This is a genomic window from Yoonia maricola, assembly GCF_002797915.1.
Lineage (GTDB): Bacteria > Pseudomonadota > Alphaproteobacteria > Rhodobacterales > Rhodobacteraceae > Yoonia > Yoonia maricola.
Window position 1 is genome coordinate 417578 of the sequence record NZ_PGTY01000003.1, and the last position, 20037, is coordinate 437614.

General features: G+C 56.0%; 21 protein-coding genes. 8 read left to right on the forward strand and 13 right to left on the reverse strand.

Going from position 1 to position 20037, the window contains the following annotated elements; all coding sequences use genetic code 11:
- Positions 1 to 24: 24 nt before the first annotated feature.
- A complete protein-coding gene (gene deoD / locus BC777_RS16340) occupies positions 25 to 729 on the forward strand; it encodes a purine-nucleoside phosphorylase (protein WP_100369260.1) in 705 nt (234 codons plus the stop codon).
- On the opposite strand, the gene BC777_RS16345 is transcribed toward deoD, so the two are convergent.
- The 11 genes from BC777_RS16345 to BC777_RS16395 form a co-directional block, all read right to left on the reverse strand.
- The gene (locus BC777_RS16345; protein WP_100369261.1) at positions 726 to 1406 is read right to left on the reverse strand and encodes a sulfotransferase; all 681 of its coding nucleotides are present in this window, start codon (positions 1404 to 1406) and stop codon (positions 726 to 728) included. The genes deoD and BC777_RS16345 overlap by 4 nt on opposite strands.
- The gene (locus BC777_RS16350; protein ID WP_100369262.1) at positions 1407 to 2186 is read right to left on the reverse strand and encodes a succinate dehydrogenase iron-sulfur subunit; all 780 of its coding nucleotides are present in this window, start codon (positions 2184 to 2186) and stop codon (positions 1407 to 1409) included.
- A gap of 38 nt (positions 2187 to 2224) precedes the next feature.
- Positions 2225 to 2512 carry a hypothetical protein gene (locus BC777_RS16355; protein ID WP_100369263.1) on the reverse strand — a complete coding sequence of 96 codons (288 nt, stop codon included), beginning with the start codon at positions 2510 to 2512 and terminating at the stop codon, positions 2225 to 2227.
- Positions 2509 to 2832: a succinate dehydrogenase gene (locus tag BC777_RS16360; protein WP_100369264.1), complete on the reverse strand. Its 324-nt coding sequence runs from the start codon at positions 2830 to 2832 to the stop codon at positions 2509 to 2511. Before BC777_RS16360 ends, BC777_RS16355 begins: the two co-directional genes overlap by 4 nt.
- The gene (gene sdhA, locus BC777_RS16365; protein WP_100369265.1) at positions 2832 to 4637 is read right to left on the reverse strand and encodes a succinate dehydrogenase flavoprotein subunit; all 1806 of its coding nucleotides are present in this window, start codon (positions 4635 to 4637) and stop codon (positions 2832 to 2834) included. The genes BC777_RS16360 and sdhA overlap by 1 nt, the downstream gene beginning before the upstream one ends.
- A 20-nt stretch (positions 4638 to 4657) precedes the next feature.
- Positions 4658 to 5029, reverse strand: coding sequence for a succinate dehydrogenase, hydrophobic membrane anchor protein (sdhD, locus tag BC777_RS16370; protein WP_100369266.1), 372 nt, complete (start codon positions 5027 to 5029; stop codon positions 4658 to 4660).
- Positions 5030 to 5041: 12 nt separating this feature from the next.
- Positions 5042 to 5425: a succinate dehydrogenase, cytochrome b556 subunit gene (gene sdhC, locus BC777_RS16375; RefSeq protein ID WP_100369267.1), complete on the reverse strand. Its 384-nt coding sequence runs from the start codon at positions 5423 to 5425 to the stop codon at positions 5042 to 5044.
- 191 nt (positions 5426 to 5616) lie between these two features.
- Entirely contained in the window at positions 5617 to 6642 is a 1026-nt protein-coding gene (locus tag BC777_RS16380) for a MaoC family dehydratase (protein WP_100369268.1), read from the reverse strand.
- Entirely contained in the window at positions 6639 to 6842 is a 204-nt protein-coding gene (locus tag BC777_RS16385; protein WP_100369269.1) for a DUF1737 domain-containing protein, read from the reverse strand. The genes BC777_RS16380 and BC777_RS16385 overlap by 4 nt, the downstream gene beginning before the upstream one ends.
- Positions 6843 to 6846: 4 nt before the next feature.
- Positions 6847 to 7401, reverse strand: a complete 555-nt coding sequence (locus BC777_RS16390) for an NnrU family protein (RefSeq protein WP_100369270.1) — start codon at positions 7399 to 7401, stop codon at positions 6847 to 6849.
- Positions 7398 to 8240 carry an HpcH/HpaI aldolase/citrate lyase family protein gene (locus tag BC777_RS16395; protein WP_100369364.1) on the reverse strand — a complete coding sequence of 281 codons (843 nt, stop codon included), beginning with the start codon at positions 8238 to 8240 and terminating at the stop codon, positions 7398 to 7400. Before BC777_RS16395 ends, BC777_RS16390 begins: the two co-directional genes overlap by 4 nt.
- Before the next feature lie 194 nt (positions 8241 to 8434).
- On the opposite strand from BC777_RS16395, the gene BC777_RS16400 reads away from it, so the two are divergent.
- The gene (locus BC777_RS16400; RefSeq protein ID WP_100369271.1) at positions 8435 to 8749 is read left to right on the forward strand and encodes a hypothetical protein; all 315 of its coding nucleotides are present in this window, start codon (positions 8435 to 8437) and stop codon (positions 8747 to 8749) included.
- 14 nt (positions 8750 to 8763) lie between these two features.
- On the opposite strand, the gene BC777_RS16405 is transcribed toward BC777_RS16400, so the two are convergent.
- Entirely contained in the window at positions 8764 to 9519 is a 756-nt protein-coding gene (locus BC777_RS16405) for a sulfite exporter TauE/SafE family protein (RefSeq protein WP_100369272.1), read from the reverse strand.
- Between the two features lie 160 nt (positions 9520 to 9679).
- Between BC777_RS16405 and mdh the strand changes: the two genes are divergently transcribed.
- Positions 9680 to 10642 (forward strand): malate dehydrogenase, encoded by a 963-nt coding sequence (mdh, locus tag BC777_RS16410; RefSeq protein WP_100369273.1) that lies wholly within the window; start codon positions 9680 to 9682, stop codon positions 10640 to 10642.
- A 61-nt stretch (positions 10643 to 10703) separates the two neighbouring features.
- Here the strand turns inward: mdh and BC777_RS16415 are convergent, their stop codons facing one another.
- On the reverse strand, positions 10704 to 11714 hold the full coding sequence (locus BC777_RS16415) for a glycosyltransferase family 2 protein (RefSeq protein WP_168769194.1): 1011 nt from the start codon (positions 11712 to 11714) through the stop codon (positions 10704 to 10706).
- A gap of 203 nt (positions 11715 to 11917) precedes the next feature.
- Here BC777_RS16415 and sucC point away from each other — a divergent pair, with 203 nt between their 5' ends.
- The 5 genes from sucC (at position 11918) to odhB (ending at position 19525) form a co-directional block, all read left to right on the forward strand.
- On the forward strand, positions 11918 to 13111 hold the full coding sequence (gene sucC, locus BC777_RS16420) for an ADP-forming succinate--CoA ligase subunit beta (RefSeq protein WP_100369275.1): 1194 nt from the start codon (positions 11918 to 11920) through the stop codon (positions 13109 to 13111).
- A 574-nt stretch (positions 13112 to 13685) separates the two neighbouring features.
- Positions 13686 to 14567 (forward strand): succinate--CoA ligase subunit alpha, encoded by an 882-nt coding sequence (gene sucD / locus BC777_RS16430; protein ID WP_100369277.1) that lies wholly within the window; start codon positions 13686 to 13688, stop codon positions 14565 to 14567.
- Positions 14568 to 14659: 92 nt separating this feature from the next.
- Positions 14660 to 15376, forward strand: a complete 717-nt coding sequence (locus BC777_RS16435) for a hypothetical protein (RefSeq protein WP_100369278.1) — start codon at positions 14660 to 14662, stop codon at positions 15374 to 15376.
- A gap of 10 nt (positions 15377 to 15386) precedes the next feature.
- Entirely contained in the window at positions 15387 to 18344 is a 2958-nt protein-coding gene (locus BC777_RS16440) for a 2-oxoglutarate dehydrogenase E1 component (RefSeq protein WP_100369279.1), read from the forward strand.
- Entirely contained in the window at positions 18344 to 19525 is a 1182-nt protein-coding gene (odhB, locus tag BC777_RS16445) for a 2-oxoglutarate dehydrogenase complex dihydrolipoyllysine-residue succinyltransferase (RefSeq protein ID WP_100369280.1), read from the forward strand. Before BC777_RS16440 ends, odhB begins: the two co-directional genes overlap by 1 nt.
- Positions 19526 to 20037 lie beyond the last annotated feature (512 nt).

The window sequence follows — 20037 nt, forward strand, 5'->3', positions numbered from 1 at the left end:
TGTAACGCAAAGAGGGGTCCAGCCATGACAATCCATATCGGCGCCGACAAGGGCGACATTGCACCAACCGTCTTGATGCCGGGTGATCCCTATCGCGCGAAATGGGCGGCAGAGACTTTCTTGAAAGACGCGCGCTGCATCAACGAAGTGCGTGGCATGTTGGGCTTTACCGGGACATGGAACGGGCATCCGGTCACGATCCAAGGCTCAGGAATGGGAATGCCGTCGCTGTCGATCTACGCCAATGAGTTGATCAAGGACTATAACGTACAAACCCTGATCCGGATCGGCTCGTGCGGGGGTATGCAGGAAAACGTCGGTATCCGCGATGTGATCCTTGCGATGACGGCTTCAACGCTCTCAACCCCATCGCGGGGTATCTTCAAAGAGCTGAATTTTGCCCCCTGCGCTGACTACGGACTATTGGCAGCAGCTCATAACGCAGCCAAGGCAGAGGGTGTGCCAACCCATGTCGGCGGCATCTATTCCTCTGACGTCTTCTATGACGAACGTCCCGACCTGAACGAGCAAATGATCCGGCATGGAATCCTCGGGGTCGAGATGGAAGCAGCCGAGCTTTACAACCTCGCCGCCCGGCACGGACGACGCGCCTTGGCGGTGCTGACCGTCAGTGACCACTTGATCACACACGAAGCTTTACCAGCGGAAGACCGGGAACGATCCTTTGGCGACATGGTTGAAATCGCGCTAACGGCCGCGTTTGCCTAACGCCTGTTTTTGCGCAGCTTGTCGAATACGCGTGTGAACGGGTTACGCCGCCGCTTTCTGCTTTGCTCGCGTTCAACAGTGACATTCGCCGCAGCCCAAAGCGCCGGATCAAGATCGTAATCTGCCTTCACCCAATCGACAATTTGCTCGGCAGAACCAGTCTCAATTGGAAACTCAAGGAACCGTGCATCAGGATAAGACGCAAAAAACGTTCTGACCTCTTGGTGAAAGGGAGCGTGATAGTCGCGCCAAATCTGTTCTGTTTCTACGGGCGTCGCTCTGTATGCGCCCTGAATGCGTTCGGCCAGCGATCCGCGACCCTTTGCGTTTCGTCCGAAATGCCGGTTGCGCGATTCAATCCAACGGTCTGTATCTCTGGTATTCAACAGGAAATATGCATCGGGATACGCATGATATAGTTCACGAAAGAAATAATTAGCTTCAAGGTAAAGGGCACCATCAGCAAAGCTAAATTCTGAGTAAACATCAAAATTGTCGATCGAGGCCAGAATGGGGCGACCACTAAGGACATTTGTCACCAATACACCAGCGAGCATCCGCCCATCTGGTAAGCTCCAATGGACAGAATTATATCCGTTTTGCGCAAAGAACTTGTGGATCGTTGTTGTCGCGGTTTTGCTAAACCCGATCACAAATACTTTTGGTGTGCCGGTCACTTAGACAACCCGCTCGACCATCATCCCCTTGATATGCGCAATCGCCTTGGCGGGGTTCAGCCCCTTCGGACAGGTCTTGGCGCAATTCATGATCGTGTGGCAGCGGTATAGCTTGAATGGGTCTTCCAATTCGTCCAAACGCTCACCCGTCGCCTCATCACGGCTGTCGATGATCCAGCGGTAGGCGTGCAACAGCGCAGCGGGTCCAAGATACCGATCACCGTTCCACCAATACGATGGGCAAGATGTCGAACAACACGCGCACATCACGCACTCATAAAGACCATCAAGTTTCTTACGATCGTCAACCGATTGCTTCCACTCTTTCGCAGGGCGGTTGGTCTTTGTCTCAAGCCATGGCATGACAGAGGCATGCTGGGCATAGAAATGCGTTAGGTCGGGGATCAAATCCTTGATCACAGGCATATGCGGCAAAGGATAGATTTTCACATCACCCTTCACCTCATCCATCCCATAGATGCAGGCCAGCGTGTTGATTCCGTCAATGTTCATCGCACAGGATCCGCAAATCCCCTCGCGACAAGAGCGGCGGAAGGTCAGCGTCGGATCAATCTCATTCTTGATCTTGATGAGTGCATCCAACACCATCGGGCCACAGGTATCCATATCAAGGAAATAGGTATCGAGCTGCGGGTTTTGCCCATCATCCGGGTTCCAACGATATATCTGCACCTTGCGCAGGTTGGTCGCCCCTTCCGGCTTGGGCCAGGTCTTGCCCACTTTCATGCGAGAGTTCTTGGGAAGTGTCAGTTGTACCATTTGTCATTCCTTCCGTTCAAGGCGCGCGCCTTCAATCTTTATATCGCCCGCAGTCGCGCAGGCCGAATAGGCGCCTCGCCTGTCAAATCCAAAACGCAGCTGTCATAAACTGCAACGGGGTCCCGACCACGAAGCGCATCGAGGCTGATGCTGATCCCCGCACTCGCAAACGGACCAGTGTTACTATTGGCCCCAACAGCCACACCCACATCAGGGCCCTGTGCCGCCTGCGCGCGCTCTTCGCAGATATCTGCGGCGCGCTCTGGCGTCATTGGCGTGCATGCGCTTACCAGCAGAGCACCCAATATGACCGTCAATCGTGTCATATATTCAGACCCAGTGAATTATTGACCGCGCATCGCACGGTATCAGGGCGTTCTGCGATCTCGGCGATCAGATTGGTGGTTGCCGCATTGGTTCCAACAATCGCGCTTTCGGCGATCTGTATAATCTCGGCAGAGGATGCGTTGTCGATAATGCAATCGGTAAACGGTTCCGCATCGACACCAGGGAAACGGGCCTGAACTGCGGTGTTCACCACGCCTTTGGCCGTATCACGCACCAAAACATCGCCCGTCGTGCCAATGTCCTGCATACAACCGGCTAGCACCATTGCCCCCGCAAAAAGAGAAACGATCACACGCATCAGAAGGTCCTTTCTTTCGGAGCGATTTTGGCTTCCGAAATCCCACCTTCAGCTTCGGTCGTTAACCCTTCGGTGATCACAGGACGGTAGCTCAGCTTCACCTTCGCCGCATCAACGTGGCTGATCGTATGTACACGCCACTTTTTATCGTCACGCGTCGCATAGTCCTCATGCGCATGCGCACCACGGCTTTCCTTGCGTGCCTCGGCGCCTACAATCGTGGCCAAAGCATTTGGCATCAGGTTGGTCAGTTCCAGCGTTTCCATCAGGTCGCTGTTCCAGACAAGGCTGCGGTCAGTGACAGAGAGATCATCCATCTTTTCCGCAATGGCGGTCATTTTCTTGACGCCCTCGCCCAGCGTCTTGTCGGTACGGAACACGGCTGCATCAGCCTGCATCGCTTTTTGCATCTCAAGACGCAACTCCGCAGTCCCAACAGTGCCTTTCGCGTGGCGCAGCCCATCGAAGCGGTCAAAGCAAGCATCGACAGAGGCTTGGTTCAAGGTGGGGTTCGGTGCATCGCGGTCCACAACCTCGCCCGCGCGGATCGCAGCGGCGCGACCAAAGACCACAAGGTCGATCAGGCTGTTGGACCCAAGGCGGTTGGCGCCATGCACAGACGCACAGCCTGCTTCACCCACAGCCATCAGACCCGGCACAACGGCGTTCGGGTCCTTCTTGGTCGGGTTCAACACCTCACCGTAATAGTTCGTCGGAATACCGCCCATGTTGTAGTGCACGGTCGGCAGAACCGGGATTGCCTCTTTTGTCACGTCTACACCTGCAAAGATGCGCGCGCTTTCTGAAATACCCGGCAGACGTTCGGCCAAAGCCTCTTTCGGCAGGTGGTTCAGGTTCAGGCTGATATGGTCGCCATTGGCACCAACGCCACGGCCTTCGCGGATTTCCATCGTCATACAGCGGCTAACGTAGTCGCGGGGGGCAAGGTCTTTGTAATTGGGCGCGTAACGCTCCATAAACCGCTCACCCTCAGAGTTAGTCAGATAACCACCCTCGCCACGCGCGCCTTCGGTAATCAAGCAACCCGCACCATAGATCCCAGTGGGGTGAAACTGCACGAACTCCATATCCTGCAGCGGCAGACCCTGACGGGCCACCATACCGCCACCATCACCTGTACAAGTGTGGGCAGAGGTGGCGCTGAAATACGCACGACCATAACCGCCTGTCGCCAGAACAACAGTCTTCGCATTGAAGACATGCATGGTGCCGTCATCCAGCTTCCACGCGATCACACCTTGGCAGATGCCATCGTCCGACATGATCAGATCAAGCGCGAAGTATTCGATATAGAACTCAGCCTGCTGCTTCAGTGACTGACCATAGAGTGTGTGCAAAATGGCGTGGCCAGTCCGGTCGGCGGCGGCACAGGTGCGTTGCACAGGCGGACCTTCACCAAACTCGGTCGTGTGGCCGCCGAACGGGCGCTGATAAATCTTGCCCTCTTCGGTGCGCGAAAACGGCACGCCATAGTGCTCCAGCTCATAAACCGCCTTGGGCGCCTCGCGGGCCAGATACTCCATCGCGTCGGTATCACCCAACCAGTCAGAGCCCTTGACCGTGTCATACATATGCCACTGCCAGCTATCCGGGCCCATGTTGCCCAGCGATGCAGCGATGCCACCTTGGGCGGCCACAGTGTGAGACCGGGTCGGGAAAACCTTGGTGATACAGGCGGTGCGCAAGCCCTGTTCGGCCAGACCCAAAGTGGCCCGTAGCCCAGCGCCACCAGCCCCTACAACAATCGCGTCATAGGTATGTGTTTCGTATTCGTAGGCTGCCATCTTGAGGTTGCTCCGAAGAATTAAAGGGCGATGCGGATGATTGCGAAAATCGCAAAGGCCGCCGCTGCATAGGACACGCAGATCATGCCGATGATCGCCGCCTTGCGTGCGAACCCGTGAACATAATCCTCGATCAGGGTTTGTACACCTAACCGGTAATGAAAGAAGCCAACCAACATGGTCAGGATCGCAACCACTGCGGGGAATGGGCGTTGGTAATAGGCGATCACCTCGTCATAGGACGATCCAAGGATTGATCCAAAGGTAAAGATAAAAAGCGGTGTCAGGATCAGCAAAGCAACAGAGGTCACCATCATCTGCCAATGATGCTCGGTCCCGGTCTTTGCAGAACCCATGCCCGAGGCGCGCTTACGGTCAGTTAAAAATGCCATGGTGTGGGCCCCTTATACAACGATGACAGTGAAAATGGTCAGCAAGACTGCCAAAACCATCATCATCTGCGCTGCTAATTCGGACTTATCGACATCAAGCATCCGTCCGCTGTCCCAAACCAAATGTCGCAGACCGCCCAACAGGTGATACCAAAGCCCAAGAACTGATAATGTCATAACCAGATCACCAAACCAGCTCGTGACAAATCCGTTCGCTGTTGCAAACGCATCTGGCCCAGCCGCCGCCGCAACAAACCACCAGACGATCATAAGCGCTGCGACAATCAGTGCGTTTCCCGTGATCCGAACCAGAATTGAGGACATCGACGTCCATTGCGGACGATAGATCGTCAAATGCGGTGAAAGCGGGCGATTGCCCCGGTTCACGTCGGCCATAACTGTTCCCTTCGTTGGCTTCATGCCGTCCGGCAAGACGGCGCCTTTAACCTCTTATTGCACCATTATTTTGTGAGAGTCACGTACCGCAGACGGATCAGACCGTGAAAAAAGGTCGCGATATACATTGTTTTACGCAGATGTGATCACAGCTTTTAAAACTGTGATCACAAACCTGATGCCGATGCTGTCTAAAGTGGCATCAATGCCCAATAGTCCAGATCAAGCAGTACATCAGGGTGATACTTGCCGTCGTCACCACGCAAGACACCGGCCGCCCCCTTGGTCGCAACCAACCGCAGCCGGATTGCGCCAACACCCGGTGCGCTGGTCTCTGCCAGATCTAGCACCTCAGACCACGCCCGCACAGTGTCGCCTGCGAAACAAGGGTTGGCATGCGCGCCTCCATTAAGTGCAACAATCATCTGCGCATTCGCCAAGCCATTGAAAGACAACGCCCGCGCCAAGGAAATGACATGCCCGCCATAGATCAACCGCTTGCCATCAGGCCGGTTCGTTGCATCAAAGTGTACCTTGGCGGTGTTCTGCCAAAGCCGCGTAGCCAGCATATGCTCAGCCTCTTCGATCGTGACACCATCAACGTGGTCGATAACCTCGCCCGCAGCATAGTCGGCCAAGCGGTGCGGCTCGCCTGCGAGTGCAAAGTCATAACCTGTGAAGTTCAGCCCCTGCGGAATAACCAAGTCGTTCGCCGAAACTGCAGATGCCAACTCCGGGATCATCGGTTCAGGCGCCTCACCATCGCCCCGTTTGCGCACCATCACCCAGCGCACATAGGACATCAGCACTTCATCATGCTGATTGCGCCCCGTCGTCCGCACCCAGACAACACCCGATTTCCCGTTAGAGTTCTGCTTGACCCCAATCACCTCAGAGGTCGAGGTGATGGTATCACCCGGCCAAAGCGGGGTTATCCACCGCCCCTCTGCATACCCAAGATTAGCCACCGCATTCAGCGACACGTCCGGGACGGTTTTGCCAAATACTGTATGGAACGTCACCAAGTCGTTCAACGGGCTGAAAGGCAAACCACAGCTTTGGGCAAACTGATCGGACGAGTGCAGTGCATGGCGTGCGGGATAAAGCGCGTGATATAAGGCGCGCTCGCCCATCTTGATCGTGCGCGGGACTGCATGGGTGATTACATCGCCAACGGCGTAATCCTCAAAGAACCGACCAGCATTTGTCTTGGTCATTGCTGTCCCAACTTCATGTCCGGGGAATAGGCTTGATTGATCTCTTTCGTCACCGCCTGTCCGCACCGCATAACACCATTGGCATGGTCAAAGGCATAGGTTGGGTCGCCATAAAGCTCCCAGCCTTTGGACAGCGCTTCAGATACCTTATGGCAAAACTGCGAAGTATCATCTTCGGTCAGCATTCTGTAGATTTTCATGATCTTACCCCCAAGGTGTCACACCCAGCGCATAGTGGATCGCCATGACAACGCAGACCACAACCAATGTGATGACAATCGCCACGATCTCTTTCCTGAATGGTGCCCGCGGCGGGCGCTCCCACGCGCCGTCCTGCGCATTGATCAACAGGATTTCCAGGATTGCCCAGATCAGCAATCCGCCGAACAAGATGAACGACGGCGTATCACCATTCACCAGCAAATGCGCCACAGCCCAGATCGAAAACCCGGTCAGTTGTGGATGCCGGATTTTGGTCCCTAACCAGATTTTCGCACCCTTTGCGCCGCTGGCCGCATAGAAATAGAATGCCAGAACCATCAACAGGTTGTTGATCCCAACCCACATCGGTTCGCGCCCCCAATACACCGCACCATCGGCGGCACGATAGCCCAGCACCATCAAGACGATGGAAGCAACGATCAGAACCGCGACCAACCCCTTGCCCGGCTCACCCAGTTTCGCCCGTGGCCCAGGGGCCACCCGTTTAAAGAAATGCGCCGCCCACCAAAGGACAACGCCTGCAATGAGTAGTGTCATGTCGTCTCCAATGCGGCGATGGCGTCAGCTTTCGCCAAGGTCGCGCGGGCTGTCACAATATGCAAGTTCTCAACGATGCGCCCATCGACGACAGCAACACCCTGCCCTTCGGCTTCTGCTGCCTCGAACGCCGCAATCTGACGACGGGCGAGATCAATCTCGGCTTCGGTCGGACCAAAAGCGGCATTCGCAATCGCAATCTGAGCCGGATGGATCAGCGTCTTGCCGTCAAAGCCCATATCGCGGCCCTCTTCACATTCCGCACGCAGGCCGTCTTCGTCCTTGAAGGCATTATAGACACCGTCCAGCGCCACAATCCTCGCAGCCTTCGCAGCCAACATGCAGTGCTGCAATGACATCATAAGCGCCGCACGGCTGCGCGAATTGAGGTCCTTGGCCAGATCATTCGTTCCCAGCACAAATCCTGCAATGCGCGGGTGGGCGGCGATGCTTTCGGCATTCAGTATCCCCTGCGGCGTTTCCATCATTGCCCAGATGGGCAGGTCAGGCACCAAAGCCGCCAACGCATCCACATCAGCGGGGCCATTCACCTTGGGTAACAAGATTGCATCGCAATTCATCGCTGCAACCGCTGCAGCATCTGCGCGCCCCCATTCCGTATCCAGCCCATTGATCCGTACGATCTTCAACCGCGCGCCATAGCCGTTCTCAGCCAAAGCCGCATAAAGCGTATCGCGCGCTGCGACCTTGGCATCGGGCGTAACCGCATCCTCCAGATCAAACAGGATCACATCGACAGGCAACCCCCGCGCCTTGTCCAATGCGCGGTCCTTGGACCCCGGAATATAGAGGGCGGAACGGTAAGGACGGTCATGCATCGAATCTTCCTCGCAATAAAGTTGCGCAAACAACGCCAGATTTGAGCAGATCATTCAAGACCAAATTGCCGCGACGCAGCGACCAGAGCCATCGTTACGGTGTGTTAACCATTTTCGCGGAAGTTAGTCGGACAATTTGATCCACTTGCACGGTCACAGCCCTCCGCTGTGGCCCAGCGGAAAAGGGGAACCAAATGAAACGCACATTCTTTCTGATGTCCTTCGGGATCGGCGCGATGATGATCGCGGCACAACAAACGCAAGCGCAATCAAACAATTGCGCGGAACATGACATCGTTGTCGAACGGTTGGCCCAAGCTTACGGCGAAAGCCGCCAATCCATCGGTTTGGGCAGTGATAATGCGGTGGTAGAGGTTTTTGCCTCAATGGACACAGGCTCTTGGACCATCACGGTCACCCGCCCCGGCGGGCCGACCTGCTTGGTCGCCGCAGGCCAAGCCTATCAATACCTCAATGAACCTCTGGCAAACTTCGACAGCCAAAGCTGACGTCAAAGTCCGGCTTATACCAGCGCAATCCAGATAAGCCGGACACCCGTTAAGACGAGCAGGATATAGGTCAGCCCAAAGAACAACCGCTCTGGCACCAAATGATGCGCCTTTACACCGATCCACGCGCCCAACAGCGCAAAAGGTGCAAGGACAAGACTGCCCATCACCGTATCCCAGCTAAAAATACCAAGAAATGCATAGGGCACCGCCTTCATCCAGTTGATCGCCCAGAACGCAACAACAGTGGTCGCCTGATACGCAGTTTTGCTCAGGCCTTGTGACAACAAAAACACTGCGGCAGGCGGCCCACCGGCATGGCTGACAAAGCTGGTGAAACCGCTGACCATACCCGCAAACCATGCCACAGGCGCACGGAATGGCATCCCCTTGATCGTCAGCCAACCGCGTGCCCGGCTCCACTGGAAGGCGACAAACGCCAGACAAATCACACCGATCAAAAGACGAAACACATCAGCGTCGACAATTGCATAAAGCCACGCCGCTATGATGCATCCCGGCACGGCCCCGATCATCAAACCCTTGGCAGAGGGCCAATGCCACTTGCCCCAATAAGGTTTTAATGCAGCCGCATCGACCAACATAAAGAGCGGCAGCACAATCCCTAAAGCAGTCCCCGGCGGCACCACAAGCGCCAGAATCGCACCCGCAACGAATGCAGCCCCAGACCCAAAACCACCTTTTGAGATCCCGCCAAAGATGATCGCGGGGATGCCGACTGCAAAAAATTGCCATCCGAACTCAGTCACTTGGATGTACCGATTTGTCCTTCATTCACCTTTCGTTAGCGGTTTGAGGCCCGCTTGACCACAGCACTTTGATCAATGCCGCGATGCGGCACTCTTGCGCGTCGGGCCGCAAACCCTTACCCACAGCGCCGAAAGCCAAAATCACCAAAGGACCTGTTTCATGGCCAGACCCAAGATTGCTCTTATCGGCGCCGGACAAATCGGCGGCACGCTTGCACACCTCGCAGCCGTCAAAGAACTCGGCGATGTTGTTCTCTTCGATATCGCAGAAGGCATCCCCCAAGGTAAGGCGCTTGATATCGCCGAAAGCGGCCCCGCAGCCAAATTCGACGGCAGCTTCAAAGGTGCCAACAGCTATGAAGATATCGCTGGCGCGGACGTTTGCATCGTCACGGCCGGTGTCGCACGCAAACCGGGCATGTCGCGCGATGATCTGCTGGGCATCAACCTCAAAGTCATGAAATCCGTTGGCGAAGGCATCGCCGCTCACGCGCCAAACGCATTCGTCATCTGCATCACGAACCCGCTGGACGCGATGGTTTGGGCACTGCGTGAATTTTCTGGTCTGCCCCACCATATGGTTTGCGGCATGGCCGGTGTTCTGGACAGCGCGCGTTTCCGTCATTTCCTTTCTGAAGAATTTGACGTCTCCATGCGCGACGTGACCGCCTTCGTTCTGGGTGGCCACGGCGATACGATGGTGCCACTGACGCGCTACTCCACAGTGGCCGGTATTCCTCTGCCGGATCTGGTGGATATGGGATGGACCACGCAAGAAAAACTCGACGCGATCGTACAGCGCACACGCGATGGCGGCGCCGAAATCGTGGGCCTGCTGAAGACCGGTTCGGCCTTCTATGCGCCCGCGACCTCTGGCATTGAAATGGCAGAAGCCTACCTCAAAGACCAAAAGCGCCTGCTGCCATGTGCGGCCCATGTCGATGGGGCATACGGCTTGAACGGCTTCTACGTCGGCGTCCCAACCGTGATCGGCGCGGGCGGTATTGAGCGCGTGGTCGAGATCAAGATGAACAAAGAAGAACAAGCGATGTTCGACAAATCTGTCGACGCCGTGAAGGGCCTCGTTGAAGCGTGTAAAGGCATCGACGATAGCCTTGCCTAAAGGCGCACCCCGTATCTAAAAACAAAGGGCCGTCCGTGGGGACGGCCCTTTCGCTTTCGACTTATGCGCGCAAAAACTTAAGCACATGTGCCTTCTTGCGCTGCAACCAAGCATCCAACACATCAGGTCGCAGATCGGCAGGTTGATCAGGAAACCATCGTGCAATGGGCTCGGATGGGTCAAATGATGGCTCCACCCACAGCCCCATAGTTTTCAGCAAATCAATCAACGCAGCATCCGGTCGCTTCAAGCGATCATAAAGCGCCTCTGCCCCGTCAGGATCAGCAATCAAAGCATCCGCCTGCTTGCGCCGATGATCCGAAGGCGGCATCCCATCGCGTTTCTCCAAGGCGTACACCATGCGGGCCAGCTTATAAGTCCAGAATGCCGTTGTGAGACCATCGAAATGCAGTAATTCCAGCGCATCAACATGCGCTCTTTCCAAGGCTACCTCCTGATCGGATCGCACCGGACGCGGACGATGGATCGACATGTTTAACGCACGCCCTTTGCGAACAAACGCCTTTCCCTGCGAATGCCCGGTCAGACCACGATACGTCAGATCATAATCCAGGCCAAAAATTCGGCGACCCCGCGCAGCAGGCTCCCGAAAGGGCCTGCGAAAGGCACCTTCAAAGATGTTCTGCGTGGGCGACCTCGCGGCATGCACGCGCTCGGCCACCTGTACAACAAGGCCATCAACCCCGTCATCAACGCCAGCCAATGTTTCGGCCACGGGCATGCGTGGCCAAAGAAATTCATCCGCATCGCAATGGATCAGCCAGTCGGCTTCCATCTGCGCGTAAGCATCGCGCGCATTGCGCACCTGCCGCACCTGATGTCGGCGCGGTCGGCTTTTGCCGACGCGCAGCCAGTGCGCATCATCACACATCAAGACAGTCACTTGCGGCAAATGACGCAGCACGGACCCCACAGGATCACCAGGTTTGTCACAGTAGATAAAGATACGGGCAGCCCCCAAGGATAGGTACCAGGCCACAAACGCCTGAACCAATGCTGGCGGTTCATCCACCGTCGCAACCACGGCCCAGGTTGGTGTATTCTTCGTCATACTGTCCTTGCTATCATCTTCGCGAATCTTAAAAAACCAGTTAAACTTGATAGCGTTGGCGCTATTTCCTTTTTTGTGATCACACTCAAAATTTCTGTGATCACAAATGTGCGAATTTCGGGTGGTTTGGTGATTTTCCCTTAGAAACCCGATTTTTTCCATGTTTAGCTAGACGCAACCGTAGCCACATTGGAAATGTCCCCATGAACATTCACGAATATCAGGCCAAAGCTTTGTTGCGCAGCTATGGCGCGCCCGTTTCAGACGGTCGCCCAGTGACCCGCGCCGAAGACGCCAAAACCGCCGCTGGCGAAATGGACGGCCCCCTTTGGGTGGTCAAAGCGCAAATCCACGCGGGTGGCCGGGGCAAAGGCAAGTTCAAAGAGGCCGACGCCGGTGAAGCAGGCGGTGTGCGTCTGGCCAAATCGGTTGAAGAGGCAGCGACAGAAGCAAAGCGTATGCTGGGCCGCACATTGGTCACGCACCAGACCGGCCCTGCGGGTAAGCAAGTCAACCGCATCTATATTGAAGACGGCTCCGGCATCGAGACAGAAATGTACCTCGCCCTGCTGGTTGACCGTCAGACCAGCCGCATCGGTTTCGTCTGCTCCACCGAAGGCGGCATGGACATCGAAGAAGTGGCCGAGAACACGCCAGAGAAAATCCTCAACTTCACCGTTGATCCCGCCACAGGCTACCAGCCTTTCCACGGCCGCCGCGTCGCCTTCGCGCTTGGCTTGACCGGCAATCAGGTCAAGCAATGTGTGAAACTGATGGACCAATTGTACCAAGCCTTCGTCGAAAAAGACATGGAGATGCTGGAGATTAACCCGCTGATCGTCACTGATGGTGGCGACCTCAAAGTGCTCGACGCCAAGGTCGCCTTCGACGGCAACGCGGTCTACCGCCACGCCGATGTCGCCGCCCTGCGCGACGAAACGGAAGAGGACCCCAAGGAACTCGCCGCATCGAAGTTTGACCTCAACTACATCGCGCTCGACGGTGAAATCGGCTGCATGGTCAACGGCGCGGGCCTTGCCATGGCGACGATGGACATCATCAAGCTTTACGGGGCCGAACCTGCCAACTTCCTCGATGTCGGCGGCGGTGCAACGAAAGAAAAAGTAACCGAGGCGTTCAAAATCATCACCTCTGACCCGCAGGTCAAAGGCATCCTTGTAAACATCTTCGGCGGCATCATGCGCTGCGACGTGATCGCCGAAGGCGTTGTGTCCGCGGTGAAAGAGGTCGGCCTGCAAGTACCACTCGTCGTCCGCCTCGAAGGGACGAACGTCGAAGAAGGCAAGCGGATCATCAATGAAAGCGACGTTGATGTGATTGCGGCTGATGATTTGAAGGACGGTGCCGAGAAAATCGTGAAGGCGGTGAAGGGGTAATGAGCCAAACAAGAAAGAAATTGGTATGGATGTAGGGCCTCTTCACTCTCCCATCTATGTCAAAGGTGACCGATCATTCTATTGGATTGGCCTAGCGACGGGAGTATTCTTTACTTTCTCAGGGGTCGTGGGCCTTCTCTATAAGGATGCTATGGGCCTAGGTTTCTTCGACAATCTGTGGTCAGGCCTCTTCATTGTCGTTGGGATTGGACTTGTCCTGTTGAACTCATTCAAGCTTCTCTACAAACCCCTGTATCGATACAAAATCACGACTGAGACATTTCAGGACGTTTGGAGATTCACTAAGAAGATTCATTGGGAAGATGTTGTTTGTCGCACCCAAAAGTTTAAGGGTAAGACCTATATCTCACTTGATTTCGCTGGGTGCGCTAGAGGCGCATCAGAGCAAGATGATGCTGACAACCGCCAATGGGCGCCCATCACCCTTTCAGAAGACCAATTCGATACAAAGGAAAACTGGTCTCGGTTTGTATCGCTGATCAGCAAAAACAACGGAGCGACTTCCAGTAGTCGGATCTGACTTCAGTCAAAACACTCAAAAAAAGAGGGCTAAATGGCCATTCTCGTAAACGAAAACACACGCGTCATCTGCCAAGGCCTCACCGGCTCGCAGGGGACATTCCACTCCGAACAGGCCATTGCCTATGGCACCAAGATGGTCGGCGGCGTGACCCCCGGCAAAGGCGGGCAGACGCATCTGGACCTGCCGATCTTCAACTCGGTGCATGAGGCGAAACACGTGACCGAGGCCAATGCCTCTGTCATCTACGTGCCGCCGCCCTTCGCCGCGGATTCGATCCTGGAGGCCATCGACGCCGAAATGGAACTGATCATCTGCATCACCGAAGGCATCCCTGTCCTCGACATGATGCGCGTGAAAAAGGCGCTGGAAGGCTCTGCATCGCGCCTCATCGGGCCCAACTGCCCGGGAATCATCACGCCCGATGCATGCAAAATCGGCATCATGCCCGGCCATATCCACAAGCGCGGGTCAGTCGGCGTTGTGTCCCGCTCTGGCACGCTGACTTATGAGGCGGTCAAGCAGACATCCGACAGCGGGCTGGGCCAATCCACCGCCGTGGGCATCGGCGGAGACCCGATCAAGGGGACCGAGCATATCGACGTGCTGGATATGTTCCTTGATGACGATGAAACCCATTCCATGATCATGATCGGCGAAATCGGCGGATCCGCCGAGGAAGAAGCCGCCGAATTCCTGACCGCCCAAAAGAAAAAAGGGCGCTGGAAGCCAACAGCCGGTTTCATCGCCGGCCGCACCGCCCCTCCCGGCCGCCGCATGGGCCACGCCGGTGCGATTGTCGCAGGCGGCAAAGGTGACGCGGAAAGCAAGATCGAGGCGATGAAGTCCGCAGGGATCGTGGTAGCCGACAGCCCCGCGACGCTGGGTGAAGCTGTGCTGGAAGCGATTGGGTAACGAAACGTGGAGGTCCTGGATCAAGTCCGGGACTTCGCAAACAATGCAACGCTGTCCCGGGTTTGATCCGGGACCTCAAACAGGACCCCGCTATGGGACCGCTTGACGCCATCAGGAATGATTTTTCCGAACAAGAACGGGGCTGTTTTGCAGTGATGGCTCTAATTCTGGCGCTGACTCTATTTCCGGATAGTGTGCAGGCCGAGGCCGCAGACTACTCGATGCAAGTCGATACTGCGCTCAAGTTTTGTCAGAATCCCGAAATCGACAATACTTCTGAGGTTCAAGGACTTCTTGAAACCAATTGGCAAGTCGACTCAGAAGCATTGATTACAACTTGGTTCTCTAGGCGCATCAGCAATTATTGGTATGGCAACGAATCTGAATACTCCGAGCGTCACGCAGAATTCGTTTTTGGAACCACCATCTATGCTACATTGAGAGTCGTAGAACTCTCAGAAATTGATCCTGATCAGTCAGCATTTGCATACAGGGATGCTTATGTTTCAGACATAAACTTGAAATACGTTGACGGTAGTATGCAACAATATTGCCTTCTCTCCGGCCCTGCCGAACTGGAAAAACTTATCACCCAAAGACTTGGCATTGAACCACAGCCTTCTCTTTCGCCTGTCAGACGCAAGATTGAAACGTCTATCGGCGATCAGGAAGTGCAACTGTATGTCAGAGATGATTCCATCCAACCTTTAGTCGCAGCCCTGACCGGAGATCTTAAAAGAGAAATAGAGTCTGATTGGGCACATCGTTTCAAACCCGTAACTCTCTTAATCTCTACACCGCGTCAGTAGGAGCAAATCCATGAACGATCATTCCCCCAACGACGTCTTCCACGCCTCTTCCTTCCTGCAAGGGCATAACGCGGAGTATGTCGAACAACTCTACGCCCGCTACGCCGATAACCCCGGCGCGGTCGATGAGAGTTGGCAAACGTTCTTCCGGTCTTTGGGCGATGCACCCCTAGATGCCAAGGCAGAGGCCGCAGGCCCCTCTTGGGCACGCGCCGATTGGCCCCCTGCCCCAGCCGATGATTTGACTGCCGCCCTCGATGGTCAGTGGCCAGCCGAGCCGGAAGCCGCTGGCAAGAAGATCAAGGAAAAAGCCGCCGAGAAGGGCGTGGAACTAAGCGAAGCACAGGTTCGCGCCGCCGTCCTCGACTCTATCCGCGCGCTGATGATCATTCGCGCCTATCGGATCAGGGGCCACCTGATTGCCGATCTTGACCCGCTGGGGATGCGCGAGAACACGCCGCACCCGGAGCTTGACCCGAAGTCCTATGGCTTCGCACCCGAAGACATGGACCGCCCGATTTTCATCGATAACGTCCTTGGCCTTGAAATGGCGACGATGAACGAGATCATCGCCATCGTGCAGCGCACCTACTGCGGCACATTCGCGCTGCAATACATGCACATCTCCAACCCGGAAGAGGCCGGTTGGCTGAAAGAACGGATTGAGGGCTACGGCAAGGAAATCGCCTTCACCAAAGAAGGGCGCAAAGCGATCCTGAACAGCCTGGTCGAGGCCGAGGGTTTCGAAAAATTCCTGCACGTCAAATACATGGGCACCAAGCGTTTCGGCCTTGATGGCGGCGAAAGCCTGATCCCCGCGATGGAGCAGATCATCAAGCGCGGCGGTCAGCTGGGCCTTGATGAGATCATCATCGGCATGCCCCACCGTGGCCGTTTGTCGGTGCTGGCGAACGTGATGGAAAAACCCTACCGCGCGATCTTTAACGAATTCCAAGGCGGGTCGTTCAAGCCCGAAGATGTCGATGGATCGGGCGATGTGAAATACCACCTCGGCGCATCCTCGGACCGTAGTTTTGACGACAACACCGTGCACCTGTCACTGACGGCGAACCCTTCCCACCTAGAGGCAGTGAACCCCGTCGTTCTGGGCAAGGTCCGCGCCAAGCAGGACCAAAAGAATGACGAAGACCGCACCCGCGTCATGGGTGTGCTGCTGCACGGCGACGCTGCCTTTGCAGGCCAAGGTGTTGTGGCCGAGGGCTTTGGTCTGTCCGGTCTAAAAGGTCACAAAACCGGCGGCACCATGCATATCGTCGTGAACAACCAGATCGGTTTTACCACCGCACCGCACTTCAGCCGCTCCAGCCCCTACCCCACAGACATCGCGCTGATGGTTGAGGCACCGATCTTCCACGTGAACGGCGACGATCCCGAGGCGGTTGTGCACGCCGCCCGTGTCGCGACCGAGTTCCGCCAGAAGTTCCACAAGGACGTGGTGCTGGATATCATCTGCTACCGCCGGTTCGGGCATAACGAAGGCGACGAGCCGATGTTCACCAACCCGGTGATGTACAAGAAGATCAAAAAGCAGAAGACCACGCTGACGCTTTATACCGAACGGCTGGTCCGCGACGGGCTGATCCCAGAAGGCGAAATCGAAGATATGAAGGCCGCGTTCCAGGCGCATCTGAATGAAGAGTTTGAAGCGGGCAAAAACTTCAAACCCAACAAGGCCGATTGGCTGGACGGCAAGTGGTCCCACCTCGACCGCAAGGACGAAGATTATCAACGCGGCGTGACTGCGATTGAAGAAGCGACCTTTAATGCGGTGGGAGAAGCGCTGTCGAAAGCGCCAGAAAACTTCCCGCTGCACAAGACCGTGGGCCGTTTGCTGGACGCAAAAGCCAAGATGTTCGAGACCGGCGAAGGGATCGACTGGGCGACGGGCGAAGCACTCGCATTCGGCTCGCTCTTGACCGAAGGCTACCCTGTGCGCTTGTCCGGCCAGGATTGTACGCGCGGCACGTTCAGCCACCGCCACTCTGGCCTGATCAATCAGGACAACGAAGATCGGTACTATCCGCTCAACCATATCCGCGAAGGTCAGGCGAACTACGAAGTCATCGACTCGATGCTGTCGGAATATGCGGTACTGGGCTTTGAATACGGCTATTCGCTGGCCGAACCCAACGCGCTGACCCTTTGGGAGGCGCAGTTTGGCGACTTTGCCAATGGCGCGCAGATCATGTTTGACCAGTTCATCAGCTCAGGCGAAAGCAAATGGTTGCGCATGTCCGGCCTCGTCTGCCTGCTGCCGCACGGGTACGAAGGGCAAGGGCCCGAACACTCCTCCGCACGTCTGGAACGGTTCCTGACCATGTGCGGCGGCGACAACTGGATCGTGGCCAATTGCACGACACCTGCGAACTATTTCCACCTGCTGCGGCGTCAGCTACACCGGACCTTCCGCAAACCGCTGATCCTGATGACGCCAAAATCGCTGTTACGCCATAAAATGGCCGTGTCGACGAAGGAAGAATTCACCACCGGATCATCCTTCCACCGTGTGCTGTGGGATGACGCCCAGCAGGGCAATTCCGACACCAAACTGGTGGCCGACAGCAAGATCAAACGGGTCGTGATGTGTTCCGGCAAGGTCTACTACGACCTGCTGGAAGAACGCGACGAACGCGGGATCAAAGACGTATACATTATGCGCTTTGAACAGTTCTACCCGTTCCCGGCCCAATCGGCGGTGAACGAATTGGAACGGTTCAAAAACGCCGAAATGGTCTGGTGCCAGGAAGAACCCAAAAACCAGGGTGCCTGGGCATTTATGGAACCCAACATCGAATGGGTCCTCACCCGGATCAAAGCCAAACACACGCGACCTGTCTACGCCGGGCGCGCCGCCTCCGCCTCGCCTGCCACGGGTCTGGCCAGCAAGCATAAAGCAGAACAAGCAGCCCTCGTTGACGATGCGCTGACCATCAAAGGAACAAAGTAATGAGCACCGAAGTCCGCGTCCCGACCCTTGGCGAATCCGTGACAGAGGCCACTGTCGCCACCTGGTTCAAACAGCCCGGCGATGCCGTTGCCGTTGATGAAATGCTGTGCGAGCTGGAAACAGATAAGGTGACGGTCGAAGTGCCCAGCCCCGTGGCTGGCACATTGTCCGAGATTGTTGCCGCCGAAGGCGAAACCGTTGGCGTTGATGCGCTGCTGGCACAGATCACCGAAGGCGATGCAGCCCCCGCACCGGCGGCCAAGAAGGAAGAACCAAAGGCAGAGGCGGCCCCTGCAGCCGCAGCCAAGGACGTCGAAGACGCACCATCCGCCAAAAAGCTGATGGCCGAAAACAATCTGACCGATGTCCAAGGCACCGGCAAAGACGGTCGCGTCATGAAGGAAGATGTGTTGAACGCGCTGGCCACCCCCGCCCCTGTACCAGCTGCCGCCCCACGGGCCCCGGTTGCCGCTGATCAGGCCGAACGCGAAGAACGGGTCAAGATGACAAGGCTAAGGCAGACCATCGCCAAGCGTCTGAAAGACAGCCAGAACACCGCCGCGATGCTGACCACCTATAACGAGGTCGACATGACCGAGGTGATGGCGCTGCGCAACGAATACAAAGACCTGTTCCTGAAGAAACATGGCGTGAAGCTGGGCTTCATGTCCTTCTTCACCAAGGCCTGCGTGCACGCCCTGAACGAAGTGCCAGAGGTCAACGCCGAAATCGACGGCACCGATGTGGTCTACAAAAACTACGTCAACATGGGGATCGCGGCGGGTACGCCAACGGGTCTTGTGGTGCCAGTCATCAACGACGCCGATCAGATGTCCTTCGCCACCATCGAAAAAGCAATTGCCGAAAAAGGCGCCAAAGCGCGCGACGGCAAGCTGAGCATGGCCGAAATGCAAGGCGGCACCTTCACCATCTCCAACGGTGGGGTCTACGGCTCGCTGATGTCGTCCCCCATCCTGAACCCGCCACAGTCCGGTATCCTTGGGATGCACAAGATCCAGGACCGTCCGATGGCAATCAATGGCGAAGTCGTGATCCGGCCCATGATGTATCTCGCGCTGTCCTACGACCACCGGATCGTGGATGGCAAAGGGGCGGTGACGTTCCTTGTGCGGGTGAAAGAAGCGCTCGAGGATCCACGGCGGTTGTTGATGGATTTGTGATCATTGGAGGATGACGAAGACAAACGTCTGGTAACAAGACTTCGCTGGTCTATCGCAGTCTCTGGCGTCGTACTACTTGTAACCGGAATAGCCCCAATAGTGGCGCTTGTGGCGTGGCCTATTTCCTTATTGGCTGGGGCAATTTTTGTCGGAAGCGGGCTTTTCTGCCTTTACTTTGAGTTGTTAACGCGGCCGATCCGGACCGTGTTTATACTGTCCGGATCGATTGTTGTGGTTTCACTATGCCCAGAATTCAGGGGCGGCCTTGATGTGTTCACCGGTGGGTTGTTGCTGACTGTCCCAATTGTTTGGTTCATATCAAGAATGATACCGACGCGACCTAAGGAAGCCTAAATTGCGTATGACCTGCTCTCAATTAGAGTATCTAGCTTGGATTACGCCCCACGTAGTGTGGGCGAAACCCACGCGCATACGCGACATTGCGGCAATGCAAGTCCAATCCAACACAGGGCAGCGCCCGGACCTCGGGGCGGGCGCTGCGACACCCGATA

Coding starts and splice junctions, on each gene's coding strand:
- sdhC (WP_100369267.1), bottom strand. CDS start 5,425: ATGGCCGACGTGAACCGGGGCAATCGCCCGCTTTCACCGCATTTGACG.
- BC777_RS16360 (WP_100369264.1), bottom strand. CDS start 2,832: ATGCGTGTGATCGTTTCTCTTTTTGCGGGGGCAATGGTGCTAGCCGGT.
- sdhA (WP_100369265.1), bottom strand. CDS start 4,637: ATGGCAGCCTACGAATACGAAACACATACCTATGACGCGATTGTTGTA.
- BC777_RS16390 (WP_100369270.1), bottom strand. CDS start 7,401: ATGACACTACTCATTGCAGGCGTTGTCCTTTGGTGGGCGGCGCATTTC.
- BC777_RS16435 (WP_100369278.1), top strand. CDS start 14,660: ATGGGACCGCTTGACGCCATCAGGAATGATTTTTCCGAACAAGAACGG.
- deoD (WP_100369260.1), top strand. CDS start 25: ATGACAATCCATATCGGCGCCGACAAGGGCGACATTGCACCAACCGTC.
- BC777_RS16400 (WP_100369271.1), top strand. CDS start 8,435: ATGAAACGCACATTCTTTCTGATGTCCTTCGGGATCGGCGCGATGATG.
- BC777_RS16385 (WP_100369269.1), bottom strand. CDS start 6,842: ATGAAAATCTACAGAATGCTGACCGAAGATGATACTTCGCAGTTTTGC.
- BC777_RS16350 (WP_100369262.1), bottom strand. CDS start 2,186: ATGGTACAACTGACACTTCCCAAGAACTCTCGCATGAAAGTGGGCAAG.
- BC777_RS16440 (WP_100369279.1), top strand. CDS start 15,387: ATGAACGATCATTCCCCCAACGACGTCTTCCACGCCTCTTCCTTCCTG.
- mdh (WP_100369273.1), top strand. CDS start 9,680: ATGGCCAGACCCAAGATTGCTCTTATCGGCGCCGGACAAATCGGCGGC.
- odhB (WP_100369280.1), top strand. CDS start 18,344: ATGAGCACCGAAGTCCGCGTCCCGACCCTTGGCGAATCCGTGACAGAG.
- BC777_RS16415 (WP_168769194.1), bottom strand. CDS start 11,714: ATGACGAAGAATACACCAACCTGGGCCGTGGTTGCGACGGTGGATGAA.
- sucC (WP_100369275.1), top strand. CDS start 11,918: ATGAACATTCACGAATATCAGGCCAAAGCTTTGTTGCGCAGCTATGGC.
- BC777_RS16355 (WP_100369263.1), bottom strand. CDS start 2,512: ATGACACGATTGACGGTCATATTGGGTGCTCTGCTGGTAAGCGCATGC.
- sucD (WP_100369277.1), top strand. CDS start 13,686: ATGGCCATTCTCGTAAACGAAAACACACGCGTCATCTGCCAAGGCCTC.
- BC777_RS16395 (WP_100369364.1), bottom strand. CDS start 8,240: ATGCATGACCGTCCTTACCGTTCCGCCCTCTATATTCCGGGGTCCAAG.
- sdhD (WP_100369266.1), bottom strand. CDS start 5,029: ATGGCATTTTTAACTGACCGTAAGCGCGCCTCGGGCATGGGTTCTGCA.
- BC777_RS16380 (WP_100369268.1), bottom strand. CDS start 6,642: ATGACCAAGACAAATGCTGGTCGGTTCTTTGAGGATTACGCCGTTGGC.